The following is a 23355-nucleotide window of genomic DNA, read 5'->3' as shown; positions in this document are numbered from 1 at the left end:
AACGCCCTCATTGACACTCCCCATAGCTAAAGCAAGGGGTTTTACGACACATTTGATAATACTCATCATATTTCTTCATATTTTGTGTGCACTAAAGAACCAGAAAGTTCGCGACGCTTCCCGGTTCAATATGAAAAATCAGCAATAGAATTATTTCTGATTCTTTAGCACACACAAAACACACTATGCTTCCTGTAAACTATTATTTCAACTGTCTTATCGTCTTAACTGAATAATTACTATGCCGTTTTGAATATCAACAAACAATTTATTAATTGATATTGATACATTCAGAAACTCTCCAATCTTTTCAATACATTCCTCGCCACTATAATCTTCAGTCATTACCCAGAACCATTCTCCAGATTCAATCTCTATCCATGCCTTTTCATCCGTTAAATCTTTACACAGGTTGTTAAAGTTATCCAAAGACATTTTCAAGCAATTAACTTCACATATTTGGTACTTTTTTATACGTTTAACATTCTCTTCTACAGATGCCATGTCTTTTCTCTCCTATCCTACCATATGTTCAATAGCTTCTTCCACGGCTGCATTTAGGCTCTTTCCATGCTCTATAGCATATGTTGCTATCGTTCTGTGCAGCTCTGGACTAATCCTAACGTTAAACGTTCCCTTGTATGGCTGCTCTGGCTGCACACCTCGTTCCTCGCAGTCGTTCAGGTAATCATCAATCACGTTCTGAAAGCCTGTTTCCAACTCCTGCACCGAATCCCCTTCATATGACAGTAAGGACTTTAAACCGATTACCTTACCAAAAAGACATCTATCTTCTTTCGAATATTCGACAGTACCATTATAATTCTTATATGATAACAAACTGCTCATAGTAAACTATCCCTTCTTAATTCTCTATTACCTGGTCTAATATATATCTATCTATCAGTTTATCCTTCTTACTCATATCCACATCTCCTTTATATATAGTATACTCCTAGCAGCGAAATCATGCAACTATTTTTAGTTGCTTTTTGTGTATTATAATAGGCACTAACAATCTCTTGTTAATGCCTTCTGATTACACACAAACCGAAGTAAACAATCATTATTTCATATCATTATCTGTTGGAATAACCTGCCATCCCTTGTTTCAAATCTACCTGCATTCGGGCTTTTCTTCGCAGCTTCAACTGCTATTGGTTGTAGCATTGACATTCACATAACCAACGCACCTTTTTCTGTCCGGATGGCGACATATGGTCATTTACTCTTTTTATTTAAAATACCAAATTTTTCCCGATAGATATATTGATGATTAATTTATCCTTTTCGCCCTACGCTCTCAAGTAAACACCCAATCGTATAAGCAATTATCCCCATAATTATTGTATACACACTTTTACCTACCTTTCTTTATATAGAAGAGCTAATAGTAAACAAGTCTTCAATGAAAATCCGCTTCATCTAACCATAATTCATCCAGAGGTGATTTTAGCGATGTGATCCTATTAGCCTGTTTAATTATCCTCTTTACCTCGTCGACACTGATTTCGTGTTTCTTAGCAATCTTATTATGGCATTTTGTTTTTGTAATCCATATAAACATCATAACAGCTAATCCTACATCTATCAGGTTTATTCATATAATGTTCCATCTTAATATTTCCTATCTCTTAACCTCCATTCTTCCTCTCTAGGCACTTCAACTTCAGCTTCTAGAAATCCCTGGCATACTCTAGGGTTACACTTGTGTAATGCTATAGCATCACAATCCATAGCAATTTTGTGGTATGGCTTGTTTATATTATCTCTTTCGACTTTCAACGGATTTAGTGAATTGTAATGTGTGGCAATGCAAAAGCACCTTACGTAATTGAACTTTACAGTTTTCATAATAGCTCCTTAATTCATATACATAATCTAACATTTACATTATAACATAGTCTTTGAAAGTTTAAAGTCTAACATTACTCAACATGTACATTACACAATCCTTTAAATTCTTCCATGGTCATTACATGGACGGAGTGAGGTGCCTGTACATCCACATACTCAACTCCCCTAAAAACAAAACTTCCTATTATCTTATACTCTTTCATAAATTGTTCCTCTCCCAGTATTCATTAACCAAAACCATTTTCTTCGTTGCTATCATTCCAGCCCCAATTAAAAACAGCATGACACCCAACACTAAAATTGCACCATTGCCAAATAAAAAGCAAAATAATGCTGCCATGCTAAGAAATAACCCCATTTTCCTTTGTTGGCGAAAATACTCTCTCTCTTCTAATATTTCTTTCATTTGTATTCTTTTCCTTTTTTCTATAGCCCTCCTCCTTGCTTTCTCTCTTGCTGCGTAAGCAGGATCAAAGTCAATGATTTTCCCACCTTGAGCAATATAAAGTTCCGGATCAAAAACTACGTTGTTCATTAATTCCTCCTAAATCTTTCTTTTTTACCACAAAAAAAGCAACCAGAAGTAATCTGACTGCTGTGAACTACCCACAAGCTAAAGCTTGTTGGCTTCTTAGTCAATATCTCTAACGAGACAAGTTTACCTAAGCTAACTCCGTAGTTCCTACGGTTTTCATTCTCAAACCTTCATTGAGAATATTTATCGCTGCATTTATATCTCTTTCGTGATGTGTCCCACACTCAGAGCAAGTCCATTCTCTTATTGATAATGCTTTCTTACCATCTTTGTGACCATCATTTTTAGTAACTTTTAATTGCATAGTAAAATCAAAACTACTGTAAGAAATTTTACCACACTCTATTTCAACACCATGCTTTTCTGCTACTGATTGTAATGCTACTTCTACATCTTTTCTAAATAATTCAAATCCTCTTTTATTAAATTCCATTCTCTTTTCCTCCAATATTGTCATGAAAGACATCTTTCATCAATCACACAATGCATCAATTGCCTCGTTTCTACCTTTATTTATCTTTTTAATCGCAGTAAGAGATGCTGAGCACTCTCTGTTTTCATTAAGTAGTTTATTATAATCCTCCATAACAGCAGCATGAAGAATTTTGTACACTTGTATCTTCATCCCTTGATTATATATTTCTGTTAAAATTTCTTCTAATGTCATACATTTGACCTCCAATTTTCATATTAAAGATGTGTCTTCCTAAGCTGTTTTTGCGAATCCGTAACCAAAAGAAAAGAAATGTGAAATTAATCGTTAATAGATTCTACCAGTTCTTTCAATTCTTCCATTACTTCTATGATACATTCGATACTTGATAATGCCCGATTTTTATTCAATGTCAACATATGAGTATCTTCATATAAAACTAAAGATATTAAGCTGCTAAGCTGATATTTGGCATACTCTAATTCTCTTTTTGCCTGTCTTACTCCTACATGCATGTTAAACCCCTCCATAATTTTCAATTGAAATTGCGTTTTCATTTATCAACCTGTAATTGTTCCAGGTCAGCGACTACTTCAATCAGTAGCCGGTATATGTAATTTATTCATTATCTGGTGATATCCCCATTGCCATCAATGCCTCTTTGGCACTCTTATTCTTATATATACTAAGTAATAATGCATAGTAGTTTTTCTTAAAATCAAAATATGTATCAAACATAATATTCTCCTTTTCTGTTATGCCATCTGCAATTTCCGTTTTTCTCCCTCATAATATTGTTTAAATTCTGGTATACTTTCATTTAATTCTCCACTATCGCAAGTCATTTCAATATCGTCCTTCTTTAATAAATAGTGTCCATACTGTTGTATTACATTGATTCCATCTATTCTGATTCCTGTTATTTTCATTTTAATCAATCCTTTCTATATTTAATTAGTTGAGCGTCATTACTTTTTGTTTAGTTACCATTAGGAATATACCAAAGGGAATTGCAAACAATGAGAGTGTAATGTCTTGCAATAAAATAGGTGTAACAATACCAATTAATAGCATTGCGACACCTGATAGTTTCTGTTTTATGAAGTAGTTTCTTTTTGCTTTATGTTTCTGTGTTGCCTTATGACGATTCCAATCAATCAGCTTTTCTGCTTCTGTGAGCGTGTATAATGGTTCTTGGTAATTTGTTTTTACTTGCGTGTACATTTTGTTGTCCTCCCTTGTAAACGGTCTAATAATCGTAACAATCATATTCCATATCAATCTTTACTTCTAAATCATCATCATCTTGACATCCTATGATATTGACAGAATATCCTAGCCCCTCAATAAAAGAATAAGGATCTATTTTCTTTCCCGATTCCATTAAATTACTATAGATTCTTAACTGCTCTTCTATTACTTGTGGTGGCGCATCTGTCTCGAAAATTTCATACTCTCCGGTCATTCCACCTGTAATTCTTACGTTTTTGAGATTATTTTTCATATGATTAATCCTCACTTTCTAGCCTTTAAAGGCTTATAAAATACTAGCTTCCTTAATTGCCTGATACATTTTATCTCTTATTTCTTCTGCTCCTTTACCACTTACAAATCCTCCTGTTTGTGCTTTTTGTACCTCATAAGCTAACGGTAATAATTCAGTATATAGATTAAGTTCCATATCATTATTAAATTCAGGTATATTCATTATATCCTCACTTTCTGTCCTCATAGGACATAAAATCTATTTTTCATTTACTATTACCATTGATATATTAATACTGTTTTATATGATTCTGTTAACATATGGCTACCAATATAATCCGCTATTTTAATTTTTAATCTTTCTGGATTCATACCTTGTTTTAACTTTTCATAATACAATGTTATTTTACCTACATTTGAGTCAAAATACATTTCAAACCCTTTATCATCTACTAACTTTTTAACCATATTATATAATCCATTTTTCTCATCTAATTTACACATTTTCTTTGTCTCCTTTTCCGAATAAAATTTTCCATTCAACCGCTTTTTAGTCTGATTATAAACAAATCAAAATATCTATTTGTAGATATAATGTCATAATCTGCAATAACCCCATCTTCGTCTAACTTAGATAATTTGCTCAAAACTTCATTTATAGAGCCAGTTGCAATGTCTATATCATCAACGAAAACAGATATTCCTTTATAATCCTTTTCAATATTACTAAATGCCAAATATTTAAATTTTAAGCCCTCCATGTCTTTTTCCTCTGTTCCTTTAAAATTCGTCTTCTATTGGTTTTTCAAAACCATTTATAGCAAATCATGCAACTTACGCTACATTTATAACTACAGGGGTTAGAACACCCTCTATCCCATATCGGTCAACCGCATTTGGGAATACTTTCTTCATAATTTGCAATGAACCGTTTACATCACTATTAATAAGTAATCCGTTATTACTTTTAAACAATCCTCTTTCGATTCTTCTGTTTTTATCATAATTCTGTTTAACAGGTTCTTCTCCATCAAGAAAACTTGTTCCTGATGTATAACTTTCTTCTGTTTCAGTATAATTGATACCAACATTTTCACACTTATATTTAAGTTGTTGTAATAACATCTGATAATGGATTGATATAAATTTTTGATTACTTCCCTTGCTCATACCAGATTCTTGCTTCCATTCCTTATTCTTTCCGATTACCAGAGTATCAATGTTATTATCCATGCACCACTTGACAATATAGTGACTTGCGTTGTGCATATAGTTTTTAATTCTCTGAAAACGTTTGAACGTAATCGAATCTAATTTCTTTGACCAGTCCTTTCCATGTCTGATTTTCAGTAGAGATTTTTCTTTTGCCAATTGCTTGTTATAAAATTGATTTATACTTTTGATTCCCTTGCCGTTAATAATAATTGGATTTAATCCGATATTATTTGTCATAGTTACAAGATTATCAACTCCTAAATCAATAGCAGCTATATTATTCGATTCTCTATTTTGTTCTGATATTTCAATTTCATATATTATTTCCATTACATAACAACTTCCTTTTGGTATAAACCTTACCTGAATCGGTCTGCCTAAACACCTACATTTCCAATCATAATCATTTACAAGCCGATTTCTGATATAAATAGTGGATTTATCATAATCGTATATCAATTGATTATTCGGAATCATCCAAGGGAACCGTCCATCTTTATCAAGATATTTCGGTAACTTTGGCATACCCAGATACTTTGAAGGATTCTTTTTCCAATCTTTAATGGCTGCAAAGTAGGATTTCCAATTCTTGTCCAATAAACGCAATGTACAATTAGCCGGTTGACTAAATGCAAGTTTGTAATTCTCATGCGTTTTAAATTCTTTATTCATATCATAGTAAGAAATATATTCTCTGTCTGATATGAATTTTTGTCTGATAGTGTAATTCGCTTCATTATATAAATTCTTTGAATGGAAGCATTGTTGGTCGATTACCTTGAATTTCGGATGAGATTTTTTAATCACTATTCTTTCTGTTCTTTGTGCCTTTATCTTTTTCACCTCCTTTTCTCTTAGTTATTCTCTGCATTTATAGAGGCTTGAAACTCTCATGTAAACATGGCTGCATTTTAACTAATTATGAAATCCTATTGACCGCTACCCATTCGCAATACTGCACTTGCTCCACCGTCAATCCAGAAAAGGTTTATAAGAGATTTTCTGGTTCTCTGTAAGATTTATTACCTTAAATCTTTTCTCCATTATCCAAGATGAAAAAGTTTTCAAACTGACAATCGCAAGCACTTGCTATTTCTTGCAAATCTGACTCTCTCCAATTATCCATTTTAATTTTCTTTGATAATGTTGGCTGTTCTATTCCTAACTTTTGTGACAAACCTACTTGTGTAATATTTCTGATTTCTAATATTTTTCTGATTTTATCAGATGTGTTATTTTTAGAAGTATTCTTCTTATGCACTGTATTCACTATATTGTAATTACCAATTTTTGTATTATAGCCATAGCATTCTGATGTTGTATTGTATTTTTTGATTAAAGCCTCTTCTATAATATCTGCTTCGCTCTTGGTTAAATTATCCATTAAGATAATGTGTTCAAAATTATTCCAACCATATTTTTGAATTGCCTTACTAAAATATTTACAATTCTTATATCCTGCTCCATCTTTAGCAAATCTTTTCTCTATTTCCTGTCCTGTCTGTCCTATATACATTTTCTTATTACTTTTATTGATGTGTACATATATTTTATAATTTCTCATGTGCTTCTCCTTTCCTTGTAAGTACATTATATAACCTACAAGTTAATTTGTCAAGTATAAAATAACCAGTAGGTAAATATTATTCCATACTGGTTATTGTCCTTTATACTATTGTACCATCTGATAATTTAAAAACCGTTTCGCTTTCTATACCAATAGCCCTGCATATTTCTTTTATATCAGACTCTCTCCAATCATTATATTTAAACTTCTTAGAAACGTTTGGTTGTGAGGTTCCCAGCTTATCGGCAAGTTCTTTTTTTGTTACACCTTCACGCTTCAAAACGATTTCTAATTTTTCGCTTATACTAAGCATATAAATTACTCCTCTCGTATATTAATAACTTACAAGATATATTATAGCCTAAAAACTATTATATTTCAAATAGCTTCTAGGCTATAAAATTGTTTTTATATATTAATTACTATTCCACCTTTCTATATATTCTCTTTAATATGTTCTAGCGCGTCTACAATTGTATACCATTCATCAGCACCGAAGGGAATTAAGCAATATTCACCATCCAAAGAAATTTGAATATTTTTGTTATAAAGCCTTTCTATTTCTGCATCATCTGCAATTTTTAATTCAGTTTCTGCAATAAACTTTTCTATCTGATTTTCCATTTCTTTTTCCTCCATTCTTAATGTAAAAAGACAGCTGTTAAGCTGCCTTCTCCAATAATTTTTTAATGTTATTTACAATATTATTGTCTCTAATGTTTACAGGTAATATTAAGAAATCATACTCTTTTCCATATACCATCATAGGAGCCTTTGGATTTGTGAAACCAACTTCTAAAACGTCTGTATCAATAGTTCTGCATAATTCCACCAAGAAGGTAGGATTGAAAGCAATTGTAAAATCTGCTTCTGTATTGTTTTCTTCTGTTTCTAAAATATCCATTGACTCACCTTTTGTTCCGATTGCATATGAAACCATGCTACCATTATTATTATAAAATACCATTGGTTTCTTTCCATCTTTTAACAAGTCCACATTATACTTAGATACTTCCATTAATTCTTTTGTGTTCAATTTGCACATTTTCAGATCGTATTTATTCATTAACATATTGTCAAGTTTAAAATATACACCTTCTACATTCCTTGTTGCCATTTCAAATCCAATTCCAGATATAACGGTAAGTCCTGATTTTATGTCAGATTCACAAGTGCTAATAGTAACGTTATTGTCCGTTTTAAGGCACTTTTTAAGTTTAGGATAAACGCTACTATGTAAAAGTATTTCAGTTGCTTCATTCTCTGTATTAATGCCTTCTCTGATGTGTTTAACACCTATTCTATGCCCATCAAGCGCAGCAATTCTATTCTTTTTTAAGTCAAGACAATAGCAATTCATCAATTTATTAACATCATCTTTTGATATATAATATGATAACTTTTCAAGTGTTTCTAATAAATTATTGCCTGATGTAGTATAGGCAGCTTGCACCATACTATATACAAATCGTGGAAAGTCTTCTGTGCCTTGATTATTTGTGTTTGTGACTGTTTTCTTATCTGTATTTACAATTATTTTATGTGCTTCTTCGTCATATTCAAGCGTGATTGCATCTGCCTTTAATTTGATAATCTGCTTTATGTCATCGTGATGAATACAACATTTTCCATCTGATATAATGTTTGCGTGTTGGAATACTCTTAATTCCGTTTCAAAATCTGTAGCTACCATGTTTAATTTTCCATGTTCTGTATATAACAATACAGTTTCTAAAATTGGTACACTTGATTTTTTAACAACTGATGGTAATACCTTTTCTGTCATTTCCTTAAAGTCTTTCATATCGATATTAATTTTCATTTTTTGTTTTCCTCCTGGTTTGTATTAATTTGCTATATAATTTTTATCATTTTCAAGTAAAACCCTATATTCTTTTAAGGCTATGTATAATTTATAAGGTATATATTTCCTATATTCTTCTGCTACTTCTTGAATTTTCTCTTCTTTTGCTTTTGCATAATGTAAAAATGCATCATCTAATGTCTTGAAATTTCCTAATCTTAAACTATTATATGTTGCAGAATATCCATATTTTGTTTTTGATATCCCATTTGGCAATCCTCTTTTGTTTGGTTTGTTGAATAAAAGCATATTTATTCTTTGTGGTACCAACAAACATGTGTTAGGTGAGTAAATTTTATTCCCTGGTGATAAAATATCTTTATCAAGATGCATTCTTTCTGTTCCGACTTGATAAAAATTATTATCATACCATTTTGCAAAATTTTGATAATTAAGCCACTCTTTACAAACTGTACAGATTCCAAAATAAGCAGGATATTTATCTTTTAGTGATACTTTGTAACATCTTTCAATAACTGCATTCCATATTATATAAGATTGTGGATGCTTTCCGTTTTCAAGAGTGGTTTTATATACTCCTACTCCAACATATCCAACATTACAATGTGTTTTATCATATGGATTTTTTATTTCTCCGCTTCTAAAATTTGTATATGTCGTTTTAACTTTATGTTTATATTTGTCTTGAAATTCTACAACAATAGTTGAATTATTATCCTCTATGATTTTCATTAAAGTACCTTGATTATTTGGCTTTATTTCTCCAATTCTGTTTTTATTCTTCAATTATTACCTCCGTTGTCAAAAGTTTTCCTTTGGTTTTACCATGTAACACGTTCAGGAATAAATACCAACTCAGCGTATTCATATTTATTCATATACTTCATGTTTGTATCAGGTTCGCCATCAAACGCATTATATACACTTGTACATAAATCCGGCTCTCTATGCTTTCTAGGATCTACATCTTTCCATAACGTGCCGTTTTCGTCTTCATATACTGGTCTACTCCAACTATCCATACCTTTATAAGTCAATTTAACTTCCATTGTTCTACCTCCCTTTCTAAGCTGTTTTATCTTCCAGTAAATTTAAATTATTTTAAATTTAAACCCTTTGTGGCTATCTGCTTCACCTCTACAAACCGCAGATATTGCAGTTTGTGATAGTTTTATTCCAAATTTTTTTAATGATATTCTACTTACTTCGCTTGCTGATTTATATACTCCAAGCGATTCATTTTTATTATTAAAAACTTCTACTGGTATTCCCCTTGACAACCCATTGTTTCTACCATTAATCCTCATATTTTCTTTTTGATTATATTTACACCATTCAAGTCTATTCCCCTGATCCAAGTATTTTATCAATGTTGGTCTACATATTTTCATTAATTCAGTTATTGTCTTCATATCTTGAAATTCATTCCATAAACTACAAGCTTCTTTTACTCTACTTGAACAAGCAAATTCATGACATCTTAACCAATCAATATTAGATAAATCAAATATAGTTGATATTATACTATTTGATATACTGTTCTTAATCCATTCTAAACTGGAAATACTACAATCTAGTTGAATATAATAATTTTCTTCGATACCATTTTTAATAGCCATTTCTTTTTTCAACTCATCATTAAGTTTTTCATTCTCTAGTGTAATATTTTTAACATTATAATTTCCAAAAACTAACGAATAATGCTGTCCTCCGTGTGTTTCAATAATGCAATTATAATCTATTAAATAGAAATCATACTGCTTTTTATAATTCCATTCGAATCTTTTTTGAATTTCAAAATTTATATGCAACTGGTTTAATACGCTGAACATAAATTTTTCTGGGTACGAAATACCATCACCACATCTAGGGCAAGAAAAACCTCTTTGAATTAATTTGTTAATTGTTATAGGTTTTTCAAACCCACATTCTGAACATTTAAACAAAATACGCTTTGCACTTCCATAAGAATATAAATAAGCTTCTTCTTTATTAACAAAATATTTAATAGCATAAGGGTGAGTAGTTGCTATATCATTAATTCCTTTTATAACTTTATGATTACTACATACTGAACAGCCTGTACCATTTAATAAATCATATTCAGATATTCTATCTACATTATTATCTATTAAACATTTGTATAAATATCCTTTTATTGTATATTGTCTGGTTTTTATTCTAATTTGTTTTATAATCTCAATCTTACCAGTATAAGTAATTATGCTTTCACCAATTTTATATTTATATTGGTTATAAATGTCACATAATTTCCCTATTCTGCATAGTTTAAAATGTGAACAAGATATTTTCAATTCCTTTTCTTTATACTTAATAATAATAGATTTTCTTTCAGGATTATATCCTATTATTTCCAATACGTCATTAATATCTCCATATTGGAAGCTTACTTTGTGACCGACACTTTCTTTCCAATTTATTTTTCCCTTATTACCAGTATCAATAAATCTCGGTAAATTATTTAAATTAATACTCTTTAGCATGCTATATTTTCACCTTCAATCATTAAAATACTTCTATTAGCGTCAAACAAATAATAATCTGTATTATTTAAAATAACATCATACCTTTCTTTTCCGCAAAACGAATCTACTACATTTTTTTCTTCTTGTGTCATGTCTTTATATTTTGATTTTCCAAAATTATTTGGCAACCATCCCTTTTTTTGACTACCGTATAAATTAAAACGTGCCAATAATTCTTCATTAGTAAATGTAATATGACAAGTACCCTTTTTATAAAACGTGATGCTAAAATACTTTAACTGAATATCTTTTGTTTCTCCATATTCCTCTGCAAATTTCAAAGATTCTTCAAGGTCAACTGCTTCAGTTATTCCACCATCAAGATAATTGAAACATTTTTCAATGTCTTGTAATTTCTCTTTTACCTTATAATCCGTTGGTCGATATTTATTCCAAAATGAATCATATCCAGATAAAGGAATGATAACTTTTTTATTAATTATCCATGATTTATTAGTTTTCCAACCGTTGTAATAATGGATATTACTAGAATTATCTTTATCCCAATAATGTTTATGACTAAATTCATCAAATAACCCGATTATAGTTTCCTCTATACCCTTTACTACTTTCTTGCTCATTTCAATTTTTAATTCATAGATGTTATATAAAGAAAATTCATAGTTCTTTAAATCCTCAATTCGATTATAAAAATCTGTTTTCAAATTTCCAGTCAGTTTTCCAATGAATTTTGGATTGTTAAAAAGTGCCGTCCAATACTTTCCCCTTACTTCTTTAATAAATCCATTTATCGATAATTCATTTCTGTATTTGTCTCTGTTCGTAGATAGGTCAAGACTTAAAATGCATCCGCCCTTTTGAATTGTTTCGCCCGTTTCTGCATCTTTTCCAAACTCACGCATAATTAATGGACTCATTGCATTATATTCTTTAATTAAATTAATGCCTGCCATAACTTCCAATTCATATTGACTTACAATGGATTTATATAAATCATTTTCGGCAAGCTGTGTATCTTCTGTATATGTATATTCTTCTTTCTGTTCTTCTGCTTTTTTAAGTCCGTCAAATATAAAAGACTCCCTTTGTGGCTTTGGTAATTGTACTTTAATCAATACTATTTCAACATCTGTTTTTCGTTCTGCATCTGTAAAGGAATCTTGTAAATACTCAATACTAGCATTAAATTCAGTAAGTAGCTTTACAAGCGTTGTGCGGTCGTTACTATATTGATTTTTGAGCGTTTCGGCATTAAGCAAACAAACTATTGCACCGCCGTTTCTCTTTTGCATTTCTATAGCTTTTAAAAGGTGTTTGCAGCCATTAGAGAAAGGCGGGTTCATAATAATAAGGTCATATTCTTTCATTGTGTCGTAGGTCAAGAAATCATTGTGAACCAGTCTATAATTTTTACCCTTCAAAATATGTTGTAAATTCTGATCCGCTTCAATACAATCAATGTCAAAGTTGCGTTTCTGCCATCCCGATTCTTCTTTCCTTTTAATTGCTTCAATAATATTTCCTTTGCCTGCCGATGGTTCTAAAATGCTTTGAATATAATCAAAGTCAATATCACATAACATTTTATTTATAATTGCTTCTGGTGTTGGGTAAAAATCCTTATTATCTGTAAACATATCTTTCATTCCTTCCCATATTGCCGATTATTATTGACAAAAGTTTGTATATCTTCTTTAGTCTTAAAAAATTCTGTTATATGTGATTCACTAGTTTTTAAATCTTGTTTATATGCTCCATATCTATAACCTTCTCTATACGGTAAACAATTTTCAGGCAATAAACTAATGCCATATTTAATATTATTTTTAATCATGCTATCACCCCTTTAAAATTAAACGGCATAATCTCAAATAGTTATGCCGTTGTTAATAAATCCGTTGGATCATATTTGAATATAAATCCATGTTTAAAGCTGCTATAAAAGCCTTGCAGCGTTGCAAACTTCCGCTTAATCTCTGCAAAATCTTGTTTGTTTAGTTCCGTATCAGGTGAAACAATCCAAATTTTAGCACCTGTTTTCGTGTGCGTGTCCTCTGTTATATTGTAGTTAATAGATTGTTTTGTTTCTTCCTGTTGTGGTGTCTCTGTTGCTGTTTCCGTGGTTTCTGTCGGCTTTTCTTCCGTTTCTGTGACTGTTTCCACCTTGCTACAATTTAATAGCGTTGTCGGATCTTCCTTGAATAGAAAAGCGTGTTTAAACTTGCTATAGTAGCCGCCGATCGACTTAATATATTTATTCACTTTTATATAGTCTTCACGGCTTAATTTTTCCGCAACCTTGACAAGATATATTTTTTCATTTGTGCGTGTGTCGGTGTCCTCTGATACTTCAAAAGTCAAGCCGTTAATATCTATGTTTGTTTCCTCTGTTGCTTCTGTTGTGGTCTTCTGTGCTGTCTTCTTTTCTGCCTTAATAGTCTTTTTAATAACCTTTTCTACTTCATAAGGTGTTTTTACTTCCTTAATTTCGCACCAAGAAATATTACCTTTTTCAATCCATTTAAGGAATATTTCATCTGTAATATAACTCCAATAATTAGCTTGATTTGCTCGCCCTGTACATTCTTTTGTAAGTTTCCCGTTTAACTTGTAAGCGTGGAAATGTTCTTTTCCGTCATATTCTGTTCTATGAATACGATATACATAGCCTTTACTTCTTCCATAATTAAAGCCAGTTTTCAAAATAAAACATTGACCTTCTTTAATTTCTCCGCTTTCTGTTTCAAAAACTTTGTTTTCCTTCTTGTATTCTGTAACGGTTACTTTTTCGTATACAGTGCCGTCACCCTCTTCAAGAAGTCCTCCGCACGTGGTATCAAGTTTATTGATAAAAGCTTCAAATTGTTCTATTAATTTTGCGGTATCTTTCATATCATTGTAATGACTTTCTGCTGATGCTGTGGCCTTTTCAATATCTGTATAATAATGATGATGCATCAAGTCAGATACATTATTTTTTATATACTCTTCTTTAGATTGCTTTTTAAAATTTTCATAATCTTTTTTGTATTGACTATAATTGAAATAACTATCCACTTTTGCATATTTTAATATTCCGTTACCCTTTGCAATGATAATTCCATCTTTTTCGATATGCCAGTTTGAACGTGGAGGATTGGCCATATGTCCTGGAATTATTCCAGTAACAACATATCTATTTTGATTTTCTGCGCTTTCCTCTGCTTTCTTCTGTAATCTCTCAATAGATAGTTTTGCAGATTGTTCTTCTTGTTCAGATGCTCCATGTTCAACGGTCATAGCCTCTAACTTTTTGATTTTTTCCGTGATTGAATTATCATAAGAAAAGCCGGTATAATTGTACTTGCGGATTTCTTCTGGTTCTTTTGCTCCATAAACATTGACACAAAGTATATAACCGTTTTTCTCTGCTACTCCGCCCCAATTAGCAGGATCATAATAATCTGTCATGCCATCGCTTCTATCCTCTTTGTATCCGTAAACCTTCCAACCTTCCATATTCATTAATTTATGAGCAATCATAACCTTTACATCTCTATATTCATAATAAGTTGACATATAATCACCGTTTAACCTTTCTTTATTGTTTTATTTTCGTGTTATTACCACTATAAAAGCCACTAGAATATAATCTAATGGCTTCTAACTGGGAATAAAAAAGAGATATTCCGATAAGAAAATCTCCTTGCTTGTATTATTATTATATTTAATATATTGTTTTATCATGTAAAACAACTCTTTTATACTGTTAGATTAACTTCTCAACTACTGTTGCACCGCTTATAATAATCTCATTATAATCATTACCATACTTATAATCATTACCTGCTATTAAATACAGATTATTTCCAAAATACATTGACATATCTTTGATTTTTTTATTAATTATTTCAAGCGTGTCTTCGCTGTCAATTTCAATAGCTGACGTTCCATTAAGTTCTCCAGCATCATAATAGCCTTGATAAATACCATCTTCGCAATATGGGTAAATAAGCTCATCTTCATCATCATACATAGGATCTTGAAAAAGCTGATGCGAAATATTACAACTATCTCCGACATTATAGTTAAAATCATCTTTCCTTAATCCAAAAAACTCATAATCAGTTTTTTCCATTAGCTCAATAATTCTGTTAGCATCTACCATCTCAGCAACTCCCACATTTTAATATAAATTTATTGTAATTTATTTTACTGCTTAATAGCATACAAAATAATCGTTTTATTTGTTATAAACAATATTGTAATTTTATTTCTTCTGCTTTTCTCTTCTTACCTATGCTTATAAGCAGCAAATATTCTTGTATTTTATATTCTCTATTTCTTTTGTTCTCTTCCATTGTTGTATTTAGAGAATCCGGAAAAGATTCAATCATTTTCTCGCATTCTGATTTAGTTCCTATAAATACTTTTCGCCATGCCGGCAGTTCCTCATACTCATAATAAACTGGAACTAATATTACAAAGCTGTCTAAATATGACACAATATGTTTACTCATTTCTTTCGCTGTCATTGTGTAACCTCCTTTGATTATGTGTTTTTAATTACTTATTGATATAGCCAAAACTAACATTTTGCAATTAATAACTATCAACATGAAAGCGTTTACTATGTCCCGTTTGGCGGTGGTTCGTGATACTTTTATGCTTGGTTATTGTTTGTTGTTTCTGTTTTGGCTACATTGTATAAATAATTAAAGACTACTTAGTTTAGTAGTCTGGGAATTTATTGTTTTAGATTTATATATTTTTATATGTCGTATTGTATGCAAGCCTATTTCAATCTAAATAAGATTTTTATTATCTTATTTATTATGCTCTGCCGTAACGGCTTCTATATATTCTATCAAGTGTCTACTTTTGCAGGATTGACTAACAGTGTCTAGCTTGTGATTCTCTGACAATCACACTAGAATATATTCAAGCTATAACCCTTTTCGCTTCACTTCTTCCCTTATAGAATAGGAAAGTTGCTTTATGCCTACACTTTGCTAGCTATGTGCTGTTAGCGGTCAGTAGCTTGTTTCATTACTGATCGGATTTGATACTTGGTAATTCTCTGTTTAAAACTAAGTTTTGGGGAATTTTTCAAATTGTCAGATTTGACAACTATCTAAGAAATGTGTTATACTCTACTTGCGAAGGTTGAGTATTGAATGTTTAACCACATTTCAGTATTCCCGAAAGTCTGGTAGTTGACGCTACTGGACTTTTTTGATTGTTAAGATTGATTAGTTGGCACTTGTCGGAGTTTGCATTGCCTTAACCGTTTAGTGTGTGGCTTGTGTCTCTCTTAACTTGATATGAGTATAGCATAGGTTTATCTATTTGTAAATGGGTTTATCTATATTTATCTGTTTTTAGCATTGTGCACTATCCACATTGTTATTATGGGTTTATCTATAGTTAAATATACACAAATAACAATAGAATGTTTGACAAACTACATGATATAATGTTATTATGTAAGACTTTATACAAGGAGGTTTATTACTAAATGGCATTGACAGAGGCAGAAAAGAAAGCACAAAAAAAATATAATGAAAAAACAATCACTATAGCATGTAGTTTCAAGCCTGGTACAGATATACAAGAAGGGATAAGAGTTAAACAGTATCTTGCTAACACTAGGCAGAGTGCTAATAGTTACATTAAATCATTAATTAAAGCCGATTTAGATAGTAAAGGTTATTACTATACAGAAGACAAGGAGACTAAAGACAATGAATGATATACAAATACTAAGCCAACAAATCATATCATGTCGCATTATATAGAAGGAACGGAATCTGTATATTGTCTGTGTTGGTTTATTGTATGGTTAGATCTGTTACGCTGCATGTGTGCTACACCCTTGCCAGTGTGTGTATATCTGTGGTCGTATATAGTATATGTATTGTCTGTGTATGGGCTTATAGGTTGTGTTGCATTTAATAGGTAAGTATAAGCGTAAGAGGGTTGTGTGAGGGTGTATTGAGTGATTAGGGACGTTGTAGAGTGGTACGTAGTGTTGTAAAGGTACAATGTTGTTATTGTGTTGATAATTTGATAGGTGAATATAATACTATTGTACTATTTTTATATGTGTAAATGTTGTTTTTATGGTTTTGTTTGTAATATTATGATACTATTATTATACTTATTAACATTGTGTTGATAACTTCGTTGTGTGCAACATATAATACTATATGATGTATAATATTGTTTTGTTACTATCATATCATTTTATAACACGTCCGAACACTAAAATTATATTGCCATTTATTCGGCTATATTGTCATATATTAGGCTATATATTTGTGTTGCAATTACAACATTTTTAATCCCCAGTATCCATCAATATACATCCACAAATTTTTGCAGTTTTGTTCAAAATGCAAATTATACCCCCTAAAATCAGGGATTTTACATCAGTGTAGTACCGGGGGTACTTTACATTTTCAGATGGCAATCAAATGTTACAAAGTCCCCTATGTGTCCCACTCACACGTCGCCCATAAAATCACGATTCCACCCAATCCCAAAATTATCACACAGTTCACCACTCCAATCCAAAAACACTTCGGCAGCGAGTTCGATAAACTACCTATAAGATATACTAAAACTAAATTTTCTGACAAATATAAAACAGCTAAAACACACCTGATCACCTCTCCTACTCTCAAAAAGTCCTTATAAAATAAGCCAATTCTCGAATACCCTATAATTACCCCTATTATAATAGGAAGTCTATTACTCCAAATGCTCCCATTTTACAAGCAAAAATCATTAGAATCTATAGAAATATCTATTAATCATCTAACCAGATTCGAAGTTTCCATCATCATCAAATCTAAAATTCAAACAGAGAATATAATACATGACACTATGGCAATACTTTTAAAAAGGTTTGGAGGACGACAATAATGAGCAACTATGATATACTTGATACCATAATAGAAAATATTAGAAATGAATGGTATTCAAATATGGATAATACAAAAGAAAAGTGGGAAGTCCCACAGTATTCAAAATCACAAATCAACAAAGCCGGTAAAATAATTGCAGACTCTTCCTCAACTACAGAAGATAGAGAATCTGCCCTTACAATATTAAATAACTGGCGCTCATCACATGCATACCACTGCAGGTCATGCCAAGCAACTTACGGTTAAGAAATCCGGATGCAATTGTGGTTCAAAGACTTAAAAGATTAGAATCAATAACAGGAAAATTAGAGAGATACTCTGACATGAAATTATACCGGATGCAAGATCTCGGTGGATGCCGTGTTATAGTAGAGGGAATTAAAGATGTGTATGAAACCTTAAACAGATATAAGAATTCCCGTATACGTCATATACTCAAGCGAGAATACGATTATATCCAAAAACCCAAAGATTCTGGTTATCGTTCTTACCATATGGTCTATCAATTTCAGAGTGATAAGAAGGAAACCTATAACAAAAATATGCTTATTGAAATACAATTCAGGACTAAGTTACAACATGTCTGGGCCACAGCTATAGAGATGGTTGATATATATACGAAATCACAGCTCAAGGCCAGTAAAGGAGATAGTAACATTCTACGCTTCTTTGTATTAGTATCTTCAGTATTTGCCAAATTAGAAAATATGCCTATATGCCCAAATACGGTTGATGACTATAATACATTGGTTTCAGAAATTAAATCGATTGACCGAAAGACAAATATCATTTCAATGATAAGTGCATTTTCAACTGCTATTAATCACGTAACTAAAAATGATTGTTTAAAAAAGAATGGATACTATGTCCTACAATTAAACTATAAGAAAAAAGCCTTAAAAATATATTCATTTCATAAGAGCCAAATAGAATTAGCAACAAAGACATACAATGCGATAGAATCACAAAATATTCCATATATAGACGCAGTTCTTGTATCCGCTACATCATTTGATACCTTAAGGGCTGCTTATCCTAACTACTTCACTGACATCTCAGATTTTGTCTTAATGATGAGAAGAATTTTAGCTTAAAATAACTGAACTCTAATTTTAGACAGGTATAAACAAACGCCTGTCTTTTTTTATTGCCATTTTATTAAAAATCCGATTCCAAAAAGAGAATATGATTATGTGCATATAATTGAACTACTCTTCCACTGCCCACCCCTATATCCAAACAGTAATCTAATAACGAAAGGAATTATAAATATGAATAACTTAGTAGAAATCAATAATGTAGTATTAGGAATCAAAGAATTTGCTGGGCAACGCGTAGTAACATTCAAAGACATCGATAGGGTTCATAATAGGCCGAATGGAACATCCCGTAAAGCATTTAATCGAAATAAGAGAAGACTGATCGAAGGCAAAGATTATTTCATGGTGAAACCTAATGTCCGCCAAACGGACATTAGAGGAATTATTGTTCCCAATAGAGGAATAACAGTAATCACAGAATCTGGATATTTACTTCTAGTAAAAGTTTTCGACGACGATATAGCCTGGAAGGTACAACGTAAATTAGTGTCCACATATTTCAGAGCCAAAGAAGAGAATATACATATGGATACTCAGCAAATCGCCTTAAAAACCATGGCAGATATTCTAGCTATAATCCAGCAAGATATTACCACTCTGAAGGAACAGCAAAATAATATACAGAAGCAACTCCCCAAGAAAAGATTTTCATCCTGGGCTAGTAAAATGTTCCCAAAATATCAACTTTTAATGGATTATTTTGATATCTCCCTGAAAGAATTATTCCATAATCTATTCATAGAATTGGAGAATCTGTATCCGGAGATAGATTTATCCCAGGAGCAAGATGATTATTGTTTCGAAAACGGATTAGATAGTTGTTTCACTATGGATATTATAGAACACAATCGTAATCTTAGAAAGCTCTTTGAGGCAATGGTTGATAACCTTTTGCAAAAATACAACTTAATGCCTTTAGGCGATAATACTATATCATTTCATAGAGGAACTATTTTCGATGATTAAAAATTTTATTACTTTTTCCATTTGTCACATGTAGTAACCTTTTTAAAAGAGAATACTTAAAGGTGAAAAACACGATAAGGAGACAATAATGAAAAATCATGCACCAATTACTACATACAAAAACAAAGCTTATGATGAGAAATACACTCTCTTCTACAATGAACTCTTAGAGAAAACTGATGATGATATTATTTTCTGGTGGAAATATAGTCAACATTACATCAGGAAAACAAACGATCTTTTCTATGTAATCTGCAAAGTATGTGAAGATTTACTCAGACAAAGAGAGAATACATATTTAGATGATAATTATAATTGATAAGTTTTCGTAGAAAAGAGTAATTTATGAACGTAGTGAATAAATTACTCTAATGTCTGTCTTATTAAAAGGAGTATATCTTATTTCCGTTCCGTAAACAAGGTTCCACCCTTGTCAAAATTCGCTACTTGATAATTTTGACTATACTTTTTCCTTGTTTACTGAACGCTCGTAAAAAATATAAAGGGGGTATTTATGAAAGAAAAGAAGGAATACTTTACAAGATTTCCAAATCAATATATTCAATGTAACATCAAGAAGCAATTTGGTATTAGCCGCAAATTTTACATAACATATATTTTAATTGACAGATATCGTTCTTATGAGGATTTCAGTTGGGTAACTATCAGAAAGATTTTAAATTTTTACGGTTATAAGACAACAAAAAACAAGCCCAAAGCTGTGTATGAGATCCTTGACGTATTCGAGTATATGATAAACAACAAAATGATAGAGGTGAAACAGGACTTGGATTCACTTACCTACGATACTGGTATTGAAATTAAAATCATACCTGAGAATTTCGATTGTCCTGACAAGTTTACTAAGCTGACATCTTCTCAGTTCAATACTATCATGATGGCCGATAGCTCATTAAATAAAGAGAATATATTAATGGCCTTCCTCTACATCAACTCATATATTGGCTGTCGTAGTCAGATTGAATCATCTAACGGCAAAGATTCCTGTAACAATCCTGAAGCCTTTTGGAGAAGTATTGAACATATGGCAAAGGAATTATCTATGTCTAAGGAAACCATTAATCAATGCATTCACTATCTTATTACCCCTACTAAAACTAAAGATGGAAAATGTTTCAAACCTTTACTTATAAAGCAGGAAGTAGGAAGTATACAACCTGATCTTAAAAAGCCGCCTCAAAAAGTTTCCAATATCTATGTTTTGAACAAAGAAGGATATCAACAAGAGATTGAATGCACGCTTTGTAAAATGCTTGAAGTATATGGAGCCAAAAATTTTATAATTTCTGGAGGAGAAAGAAATAAAACAAAATAAATTTTATATATACAGATTCGTTAATTATGACAATGATATTACATATGTTGGTAGAACAACTAATTTATCACGCAGATTTTTAAATCACTCTCATTTAACAGATGATATAAAAAAGGTTGAATATATCGAATGCAACACTGAGGCAGACATGATTTGGAAAGAAATATATTACATAAATCTGTTTTTTAACAAGCATAGTACTAACGTATCTAATGTCTATGGTACAGTAACTGATTTAATGCTAAATGATATCTGGAAAATATATCATTATAGCGTGGTGGTACATCACTTTAATGAACAAGACATGATCGATAAGTCTAATATTATTAAAAATGTAGGTTTATCAAAATATAGCAACTTGATTAATATTATAGATCATAAAAAGATTAATAGAATAGGCGAAAATAAGTTTGATTTATCTAAGGATTGGTATTTAGCCCAGCAAAACGAAAGTTCACTAAAAGAACTATCAAATAATGTCAATAATTATTTTAGAAATATTATGTCAGGGAAAACAATCAACTGTATGTGGACAACATATTACGAGAGTAAATATTTGATATCCGGAAAAGGATTCAAAAAAGGCTTTATAGGATTAAATGATCTTAGTACAAAATTAAATAGTAACAGTATCTATCTTGCATATCTATGTAATAACTTTTATCCGCAAAGCTATACACAAAGAATCTTTCCTGAAAGTACATATGCTTTAATTGAAATATTGCATTTTATTTCACACTCTGCTATCAGAGATGGTAAAGAAATATGGATATACATACCTAGCATTAGAATGAGGAATCTGTTGAACCATTGGATATTAGAAAACAGTTAGAACTATTCAAATATATCCCCCACCACAAAGAGAATAACATAATGTAACAAGTAAATAAGTCATTTTTGCAGAAAGGTGATTTCAATGACGATAAACAACATAACCAAAAGGAGACAAGAATTAATAAATGACAGAAATATCAACCAAGAAAAAAAGTAACCAGAAAACACCCCATATCCCCTCCAGGGAAGAATTTCATAGATATGCCTCTAATCTAATATCGGTTGGGGATTATTGTACAGATTATTTCCCATACCAAGGACGTCAATCCCAAAAGGTAGAATCTGCTTTACAGTGGACTAGGAAAAATGCATTAGGAAAAAATCAAAAGGAAGGTTATAAAAATGATAGAACGTAATTTTGAAAATAACAACGAGAATTGTATAGAGTTCCTGAGTGGTGAACATTATTGTACCGTAACATTCACTAACCGTAAACACATAAACCGTATTAAGAAAGTATACGAGGAGCGAAAAGATGATTTCAAGTATTTCACTGAGAACGATGACGGCAGCATATGCGCTAAGTTCCCGTTAAAATGGATTAAGATAAATCCAGGAAGTAAAACTGGACGGGTAATGACCGATGAGCAAAAGGAGGCCGCACGGATCAGATTGGCTCTGGCGAGAGAAAAGATGGGTAAGAGGTAAGTATGTTTTGTGAGAAACTATTGAAAACAATCAAGAAACTGATGTCAAATTTAAATCTCAATACATTAGGTGATAACTTGTTAAGCTAAGGCATTAAAATCGAAATTCGCTATCACTTTCTAGTAAATATTTACAGGAT

Annotated in this window: 36 protein-coding genes; 9 read left to right on the top strand and 27 right to left on the bottom strand. The window is 31.4% G+C overall.

Going from position 1 to position 23355, the window contains the following annotated elements; all coding sequences use genetic code 11:
* Nucleotides 1–216: 216 nt before the first annotated feature.
* The 27 genes from GKG41_RS12890 to GKG41_RS12770 form a co-directional block, all read right to left on the bottom strand.
* The gene (locus GKG41_RS12890; RefSeq protein WP_154259228.1) at nt 217–504 is read right to left on the bottom strand and encodes a hypothetical protein; all 288 of its coding nucleotides are present in this window, start codon (nt 502–504) and stop codon (nt 217–219) included.
* A 12-nt stretch (nt 505–516) separates the two neighbouring features.
* Nucleotides 517–849, bottom strand: coding sequence for a type II toxin-antitoxin system HicB family antitoxin (locus GKG41_RS12885; protein ID WP_154259226.1), 333 nt, complete (start codon nt 847–849; stop codon nt 517–519).
* A 768-nt stretch (nt 850–1617) separates the two neighbouring features.
* The gene (locus GKG41_RS12880) at nt 1618–1854 is read right to left on the bottom strand and encodes a hypothetical protein (protein ID WP_154259224.1); all 237 of its coding nucleotides are present in this window, start codon (nt 1852–1854) and stop codon (nt 1618–1620) included.
* A gap of 74 nt (nt 1855–1928) precedes the next feature.
* A complete protein-coding gene (locus GKG41_RS23765; protein WP_279233624.1) occupies nt 1929–2060 on the bottom strand; it encodes a hypothetical protein in 132 nt (43 codons plus the stop codon).
* Complete coding sequence (locus GKG41_RS12875; protein WP_154259222.1) at nt 2057–2392, bottom strand: hypothetical protein; 336 nt, start codon at nt 2390–2392, stop codon at nt 2057–2059. Before GKG41_RS12875 ends, GKG41_RS23765 begins: the two co-directional genes overlap by 4 nt.
* A gap of 127 nt (nt 2393–2519) precedes the next feature.
* Nucleotides 2520–2825, bottom strand: coding sequence for a zinc ribbon domain-containing protein (locus GKG41_RS23535; protein ID WP_154259220.1), 306 nt, complete (start codon nt 2823–2825; stop codon nt 2520–2522).
* A 39-nt stretch (nt 2826–2864) separates the two neighbouring features.
* Entirely contained in the window at nt 2865–3059 is a 195-nt protein-coding gene (locus GKG41_RS12865) for a hypothetical protein (RefSeq protein ID WP_154259218.1), read from the bottom strand.
* Between the two features lie 86 nt (nt 3060–3145).
* Nucleotides 3146–3340, bottom strand: coding sequence for a hypothetical protein (locus GKG41_RS12860; RefSeq protein ID WP_154259216.1), 195 nt, complete (start codon nt 3338–3340; stop codon nt 3146–3148).
* Nucleotides 3341–3580: 240 nt separating this feature from the next.
* Nucleotides 3581–3754 (bottom strand): hypothetical protein, encoded by a 174-nt coding sequence (locus GKG41_RS23170; protein ID WP_173015548.1) that lies wholly within the window; start codon nt 3752–3754, stop codon nt 3581–3583.
* A gap of 25 nt (nt 3755–3779) precedes the next feature.
* Nucleotides 3780–4049, bottom strand: coding sequence for a hypothetical protein (locus tag GKG41_RS12855; RefSeq protein WP_154259214.1), 270 nt, complete (start codon nt 4047–4049; stop codon nt 3780–3782).
* 25 nt (nt 4050–4074) lie between these two features.
* Entirely contained in the window at nt 4075–4329 is a 255-nt protein-coding gene (locus GKG41_RS12850) for a hypothetical protein (RefSeq protein WP_154259212.1), read from the bottom strand.
* Nucleotides 4330–4362: 33 nt separating this feature from the next.
* Entirely contained in the window at nt 4363–4533 is a 171-nt protein-coding gene (locus tag GKG41_RS12845) for a hypothetical protein (RefSeq protein WP_154259210.1), read from the bottom strand.
* 53 nt (nt 4534–4586) lie between these two features.
* Entirely contained in the window at nt 4587–4814 is a 228-nt protein-coding gene (locus GKG41_RS12840; RefSeq protein ID WP_154259208.1) for a hypothetical protein, read from the bottom strand.
* A 35-nt stretch (nt 4815–4849) separates the two neighbouring features.
* Entirely contained in the window at nt 4850–5071 is a 222-nt protein-coding gene (locus GKG41_RS12835; RefSeq protein WP_154259206.1) for a hypothetical protein, read from the bottom strand.
* A gap of 73 nt (nt 5072–5144) precedes the next feature.
* Nucleotides 5145–6368 (bottom strand): transposase, encoded by a 1224-nt coding sequence (locus GKG41_RS12830; protein ID WP_347563293.1) that lies wholly within the window; start codon nt 6366–6368, stop codon nt 5145–5147.
* 184 nt (nt 6369–6552) lie between these two features.
* Nucleotides 6553–7089, bottom strand: coding sequence for a GIY-YIG nuclease family protein (locus tag GKG41_RS12825; RefSeq protein WP_173015549.1), 537 nt, complete (start codon nt 7087–7089; stop codon nt 6553–6555).
* 103 nt (nt 7090–7192) lie between these two features.
* Nucleotides 7193–7405, bottom strand: a complete 213-nt coding sequence (locus tag GKG41_RS12820) for a helix-turn-helix domain-containing protein (protein ID WP_154259202.1) — start codon at nt 7403–7405, stop codon at nt 7193–7195.
* A gap of 122 nt (nt 7406–7527) precedes the next feature.
* Complete coding sequence (locus GKG41_RS12815; RefSeq protein ID WP_154259200.1) at nt 7528–7716, bottom strand: hypothetical protein; 189 nt, start codon at nt 7714–7716, stop codon at nt 7528–7530.
* A gap of 37 nt (nt 7717–7753) precedes the next feature.
* Entirely contained in the window at nt 7754–8914 is a 1161-nt protein-coding gene (locus GKG41_RS12810; RefSeq protein ID WP_154259198.1) for a DNA polymerase III subunit beta, read from the bottom strand.
* 24 nt (nt 8915–8938) lie between these two features.
* Entirely contained in the window at nt 8939–9703 is a 765-nt protein-coding gene (locus tag GKG41_RS12805) for a hypothetical protein (protein ID WP_154259196.1), read from the bottom strand.
* Nucleotides 9704–9738: 35 nt separating this feature from the next.
* Nucleotides 9739–9966, bottom strand: a complete 228-nt coding sequence (locus GKG41_RS12800) for a hypothetical protein (protein WP_154259195.1) — start codon at nt 9964–9966, stop codon at nt 9739–9741.
* Nucleotides 9967–10008: 42 nt separating this feature from the next.
* Entirely contained in the window at nt 10009–11421 is a 1413-nt protein-coding gene (locus tag GKG41_RS12795; protein WP_154259193.1) for a hypothetical protein, read from the bottom strand.
* Entirely contained in the window at nt 11415–13061 is a 1647-nt protein-coding gene (locus GKG41_RS12790) for a DUF4942 domain-containing protein (protein WP_154259191.1), read from the bottom strand. The genes GKG41_RS12795 and GKG41_RS12790 overlap by 7 nt, the downstream gene beginning before the upstream one ends.
* Before the next feature lie 5 nt (nt 13062–13066).
* Entirely contained in the window at nt 13067–13258 is a 192-nt protein-coding gene (locus GKG41_RS12785) for a hypothetical protein (RefSeq protein ID WP_154259189.1), read from the bottom strand.
* Nucleotides 13259–13299: 41 nt separating this feature from the next.
* Nucleotides 13300–14982 (bottom strand): hypothetical protein, encoded by a 1683-nt coding sequence (locus GKG41_RS12780; protein ID WP_154259187.1) that lies wholly within the window; start codon nt 14980–14982, stop codon nt 13300–13302.
* A 190-nt stretch (nt 14983–15172) separates the two neighbouring features.
* Complete coding sequence (locus GKG41_RS12775; RefSeq protein WP_154259185.1) at nt 15173–15571, bottom strand: hypothetical protein; 399 nt, start codon at nt 15569–15571, stop codon at nt 15173–15175.
* Nucleotides 15572–15653: 82 nt separating this feature from the next.
* A complete protein-coding gene (locus GKG41_RS12770) occupies nt 15654–15938 on the bottom strand; it encodes a hypothetical protein (protein ID WP_154259183.1) in 285 nt (94 codons plus the stop codon).
* A gap of 983 nt (nt 15939–16921) precedes the next feature.
* On the opposite strand from GKG41_RS12770, the gene GKG41_RS12765 reads away from it, so the two are divergent.
* The 9 genes from GKG41_RS12765 (at nt 16922) to GKG41_RS12730 (ending at nt 23216) form a co-directional block, all read left to right on the top strand.
* Complete coding sequence (locus GKG41_RS12765) at nt 16922–17155, top strand: hypothetical protein (protein WP_154259181.1); 234 nt, start codon at nt 16922–16924, stop codon at nt 17153–17155.
* Nucleotides 17156–18329: 1174 nt separating this feature from the next.
* The gene (locus GKG41_RS23530) at nt 18330–18578 is read left to right on the top strand and encodes a hypothetical protein (RefSeq protein ID WP_243141019.1); all 249 of its coding nucleotides are present in this window, start codon (nt 18330–18332) and stop codon (nt 18576–18578) included.
* Between the two features lie 17 nt (nt 18579–18595).
* A complete protein-coding gene (locus GKG41_RS12760; protein ID WP_347563292.1) occupies nt 18596–19426 on the top strand; it encodes a hypothetical protein in 831 nt (276 codons plus the stop codon).
* A 177-nt stretch (nt 19427–19603) separates the two neighbouring features.
* On the top strand, nt 19604–20398 hold the full coding sequence (locus GKG41_RS12755; RefSeq protein WP_154259179.1) for an ORF6N domain-containing protein: 795 nt from the start codon (nt 19604–19606) through the stop codon (nt 20396–20398).
* A gap of 88 nt (nt 20399–20486) precedes the next feature.
* Entirely contained in the window at nt 20487–20717 is a 231-nt protein-coding gene (locus GKG41_RS12750; protein WP_154259178.1) for a hypothetical protein, read from the top strand.
* A 195-nt stretch (nt 20718–20912) separates the two neighbouring features.
* Nucleotides 20913–21734, top strand: a complete 822-nt coding sequence (locus GKG41_RS12745) for a hypothetical protein (RefSeq protein WP_243141018.1) — start codon at nt 20913–20915, stop codon at nt 21732–21734.
* 148 nt (nt 21735–21882) lie between these two features.
* Nucleotides 21883–22566: a hypothetical protein gene (locus tag GKG41_RS12740; RefSeq protein ID WP_154259175.1), complete on the top strand. Its 684-nt coding sequence runs from the start codon at nt 21883–21885 to the stop codon at nt 22564–22566.
* A gap of 127 nt (nt 22567–22693) precedes the next feature.
* A complete protein-coding gene (locus GKG41_RS12735; RefSeq protein ID WP_154259173.1) occupies nt 22694–22924 on the top strand; it encodes a hypothetical protein in 231 nt (76 codons plus the stop codon).
* On the top strand, nt 22911–23216 hold the full coding sequence (locus GKG41_RS12730) for a hypothetical protein (RefSeq protein ID WP_154259171.1): 306 nt from the start codon (nt 22911–22913) through the stop codon (nt 23214–23216). The genes GKG41_RS12735 and GKG41_RS12730 overlap by 14 nt, the downstream gene beginning before the upstream one ends.
* Nucleotides 23217–23355: the final 139 nt, after the last annotated feature.

Origin of the sequence: Lactonifactor sp. BIOML-A5, from assembly GCF_009677585.1 — a bacterium.
GTDB lineage: Bacteria > Bacillota > Clostridia > Lachnospirales > Lachnospiraceae > Lactonifactor.
The sequence above is the reverse complement of the archived record's forward strand: the minus strand, read 5'-3'. Positions and strand labels throughout refer to the sequence as shown.

Excerpts from the sequence above, each read along its gene's own strand:
- GKG41_RS12780 (WP_154259187.1), bottom strand. The coding sequence starts at position 14,982 with ATGTCAACTTATTATGAATATAGAGATGTAAAGGTTATGATTGCTCAT.
- GKG41_RS12730 (WP_154259171.1), top strand. The coding sequence starts at position 22,911 with ATGATAGAACGTAATTTTGAAAATAACAACGAGAATTGTATAGAGTTC.
- GKG41_RS12855 (WP_154259214.1), bottom strand. The coding sequence starts at position 4,049 with ATGTACACGCAAGTAAAAACAAATTACCAAGAACCATTATACACGCTC.
- GKG41_RS12755 (WP_154259179.1), top strand. The coding sequence starts at position 19,604 with ATGAATAACTTAGTAGAAATCAATAATGTAGTATTAGGAATCAAAGAA.
- GKG41_RS23170 (WP_173015548.1), bottom strand. The coding sequence starts at position 3,754 with ATGAAAATAACAGGAATCAGAATAGATGGAATCAATGTAATACAACAG.
- GKG41_RS12765 (WP_154259181.1), top strand. The coding sequence starts at position 16,922 with ATGGCATTGACAGAGGCAGAAAAGAAAGCACAAAAAAAATATAATGAA.
- GKG41_RS12890 (WP_154259228.1), bottom strand. The coding sequence starts at position 504 with ATGGCATCTGTAGAAGAGAATGTTAAACGTATAAAAAAGTACCAAATA.
- GKG41_RS12835 (WP_154259206.1), bottom strand. The coding sequence starts at position 5,071 with ATGGAGGGCTTAAAATTTAAATATTTGGCATTTAGTAATATTGAAAAG.
- GKG41_RS12740 (WP_154259175.1), top strand. The coding sequence starts at position 21,883 with ATGATTTGGAAAGAAATATATTACATAAATCTGTTTTTTAACAAGCAT.
- GKG41_RS12770 (WP_154259183.1), bottom strand. The coding sequence starts at position 15,938 with ATGACAGCGAAAGAAATGAGTAAACATATTGTGTCATATTTAGACAGC.
- GKG41_RS12865 (WP_154259218.1), bottom strand. The coding sequence starts at position 3,059 with ATGACATTAGAAGAAATTTTAACAGAAATATATAATCAAGGGATGAAG.
- GKG41_RS12885 (WP_154259226.1), bottom strand. The coding sequence starts at position 849 with ATGAGCAGTTTGTTATCATATAAGAATTATAATGGTACTGTCGAATAT.
- GKG41_RS12795 (WP_154259193.1), bottom strand. The coding sequence starts at position 11,421 with ATGCTAAAGAGTATTAATTTAAATAATTTACCGAGATTTATTGATACT.
- GKG41_RS12815 (WP_154259200.1), bottom strand. The coding sequence starts at position 7,716 with ATGGAAAATCAGATAGAAAAGTTTATTGCAGAAACTGAATTAAAAATT.
- GKG41_RS23765 (WP_279233624.1), bottom strand. The coding sequence starts at position 2,060 with ATGAAAGAGTATAAGATAATAGGAAGTTTTGTTTTTAGGGGAGTTGAG.
- GKG41_RS12880 (WP_154259224.1), bottom strand. The coding sequence starts at position 1,854 with ATGAAAACTGTAAAGTTCAATTACGTAAGGTGCTTTTGCATTGCCACA.
- GKG41_RS12850 (WP_154259212.1), bottom strand. The coding sequence starts at position 4,329 with ATGAAAAATAATCTCAAAAACGTAAGAATTACAGGTGGAATGACCGGA.
- GKG41_RS12745 (WP_243141018.1), top strand. The coding sequence starts at position 20,913 with ATGAAAGAAAAGAAGGAATACTTTACAAGATTTCCAAATCAATATATT.
- GKG41_RS12875 (WP_154259222.1), bottom strand. The coding sequence starts at position 2,392 with ATGAACAACGTAGTTTTTGATCCGGAACTTTATATTGCTCAAGGTGGG.
- GKG41_RS12775 (WP_154259185.1), bottom strand. The coding sequence starts at position 15,571 with ATGGTAGATGCTAACAGAATTATTGAGCTAATGGAAAAAACTGATTAT.
- GKG41_RS12825 (WP_173015549.1), bottom strand. The coding sequence starts at position 7,089 with ATGAGAAATTATAAAATATATGTACACATCAATAAAAGTAATAAGAAA.
- GKG41_RS12845 (WP_154259210.1), bottom strand. The coding sequence starts at position 4,533 with ATGAATATACCTGAATTTAATAATGATATGGAACTTAATCTATATACT.
- GKG41_RS12820 (WP_154259202.1), bottom strand. The coding sequence starts at position 7,405 with ATGCTTAGTATAAGCGAAAAATTAGAAATCGTTTTGAAGCGTGAAGGT.
- GKG41_RS23535 (WP_154259220.1), bottom strand. The coding sequence starts at position 2,825 with ATGGAATTTAATAAAAGAGGATTTGAATTATTTAGAAAAGATGTAGAA.
- GKG41_RS12750 (WP_154259178.1), top strand. The coding sequence starts at position 20,487 with ATGAAAAATCATGCACCAATTACTACATACAAAAACAAAGCTTATGAT.
- GKG41_RS12840 (WP_154259208.1), bottom strand. The coding sequence starts at position 4,814 with ATGTGTAAATTAGATGAGAAAAATGGATTATATAATATGGTTAAAAAG.
- GKG41_RS23530 (WP_243141019.1), top strand. The coding sequence starts at position 18,330 with ATGAGCAACTATGATATACTTGATACCATAATAGAAAATATTAGAAAT.
- GKG41_RS12860 (WP_154259216.1), bottom strand. The coding sequence starts at position 3,340 with ATGCATGTAGGAGTAAGACAGGCAAAAAGAGAATTAGAGTATGCCAAA.
- GKG41_RS12735 (WP_154259173.1), top strand. The coding sequence starts at position 22,694 with ATGACAGAAATATCAACCAAGAAAAAAAGTAACCAGAAAACACCCCAT.
- GKG41_RS12800 (WP_154259195.1), bottom strand. The coding sequence starts at position 9,966 with ATGGAAGTTAAATTGACTTATAAAGGTATGGATAGTTGGAGTAGACCA.
- GKG41_RS12790 (WP_154259191.1), bottom strand. The coding sequence starts at position 13,061 with ATGTTTACAGATAATAAGGATTTTTACCCAACACCAGAAGCAATTATA.
- GKG41_RS12785 (WP_154259189.1), bottom strand. The coding sequence starts at position 13,258 with ATGATTAAAAATAATATTAAATATGGCATTAGTTTATTGCCTGAAAAT.
- GKG41_RS12810 (WP_154259198.1), bottom strand. The coding sequence starts at position 8,914 with ATGAAAATTAATATCGATATGAAAGACTTTAAGGAAATGACAGAAAAG.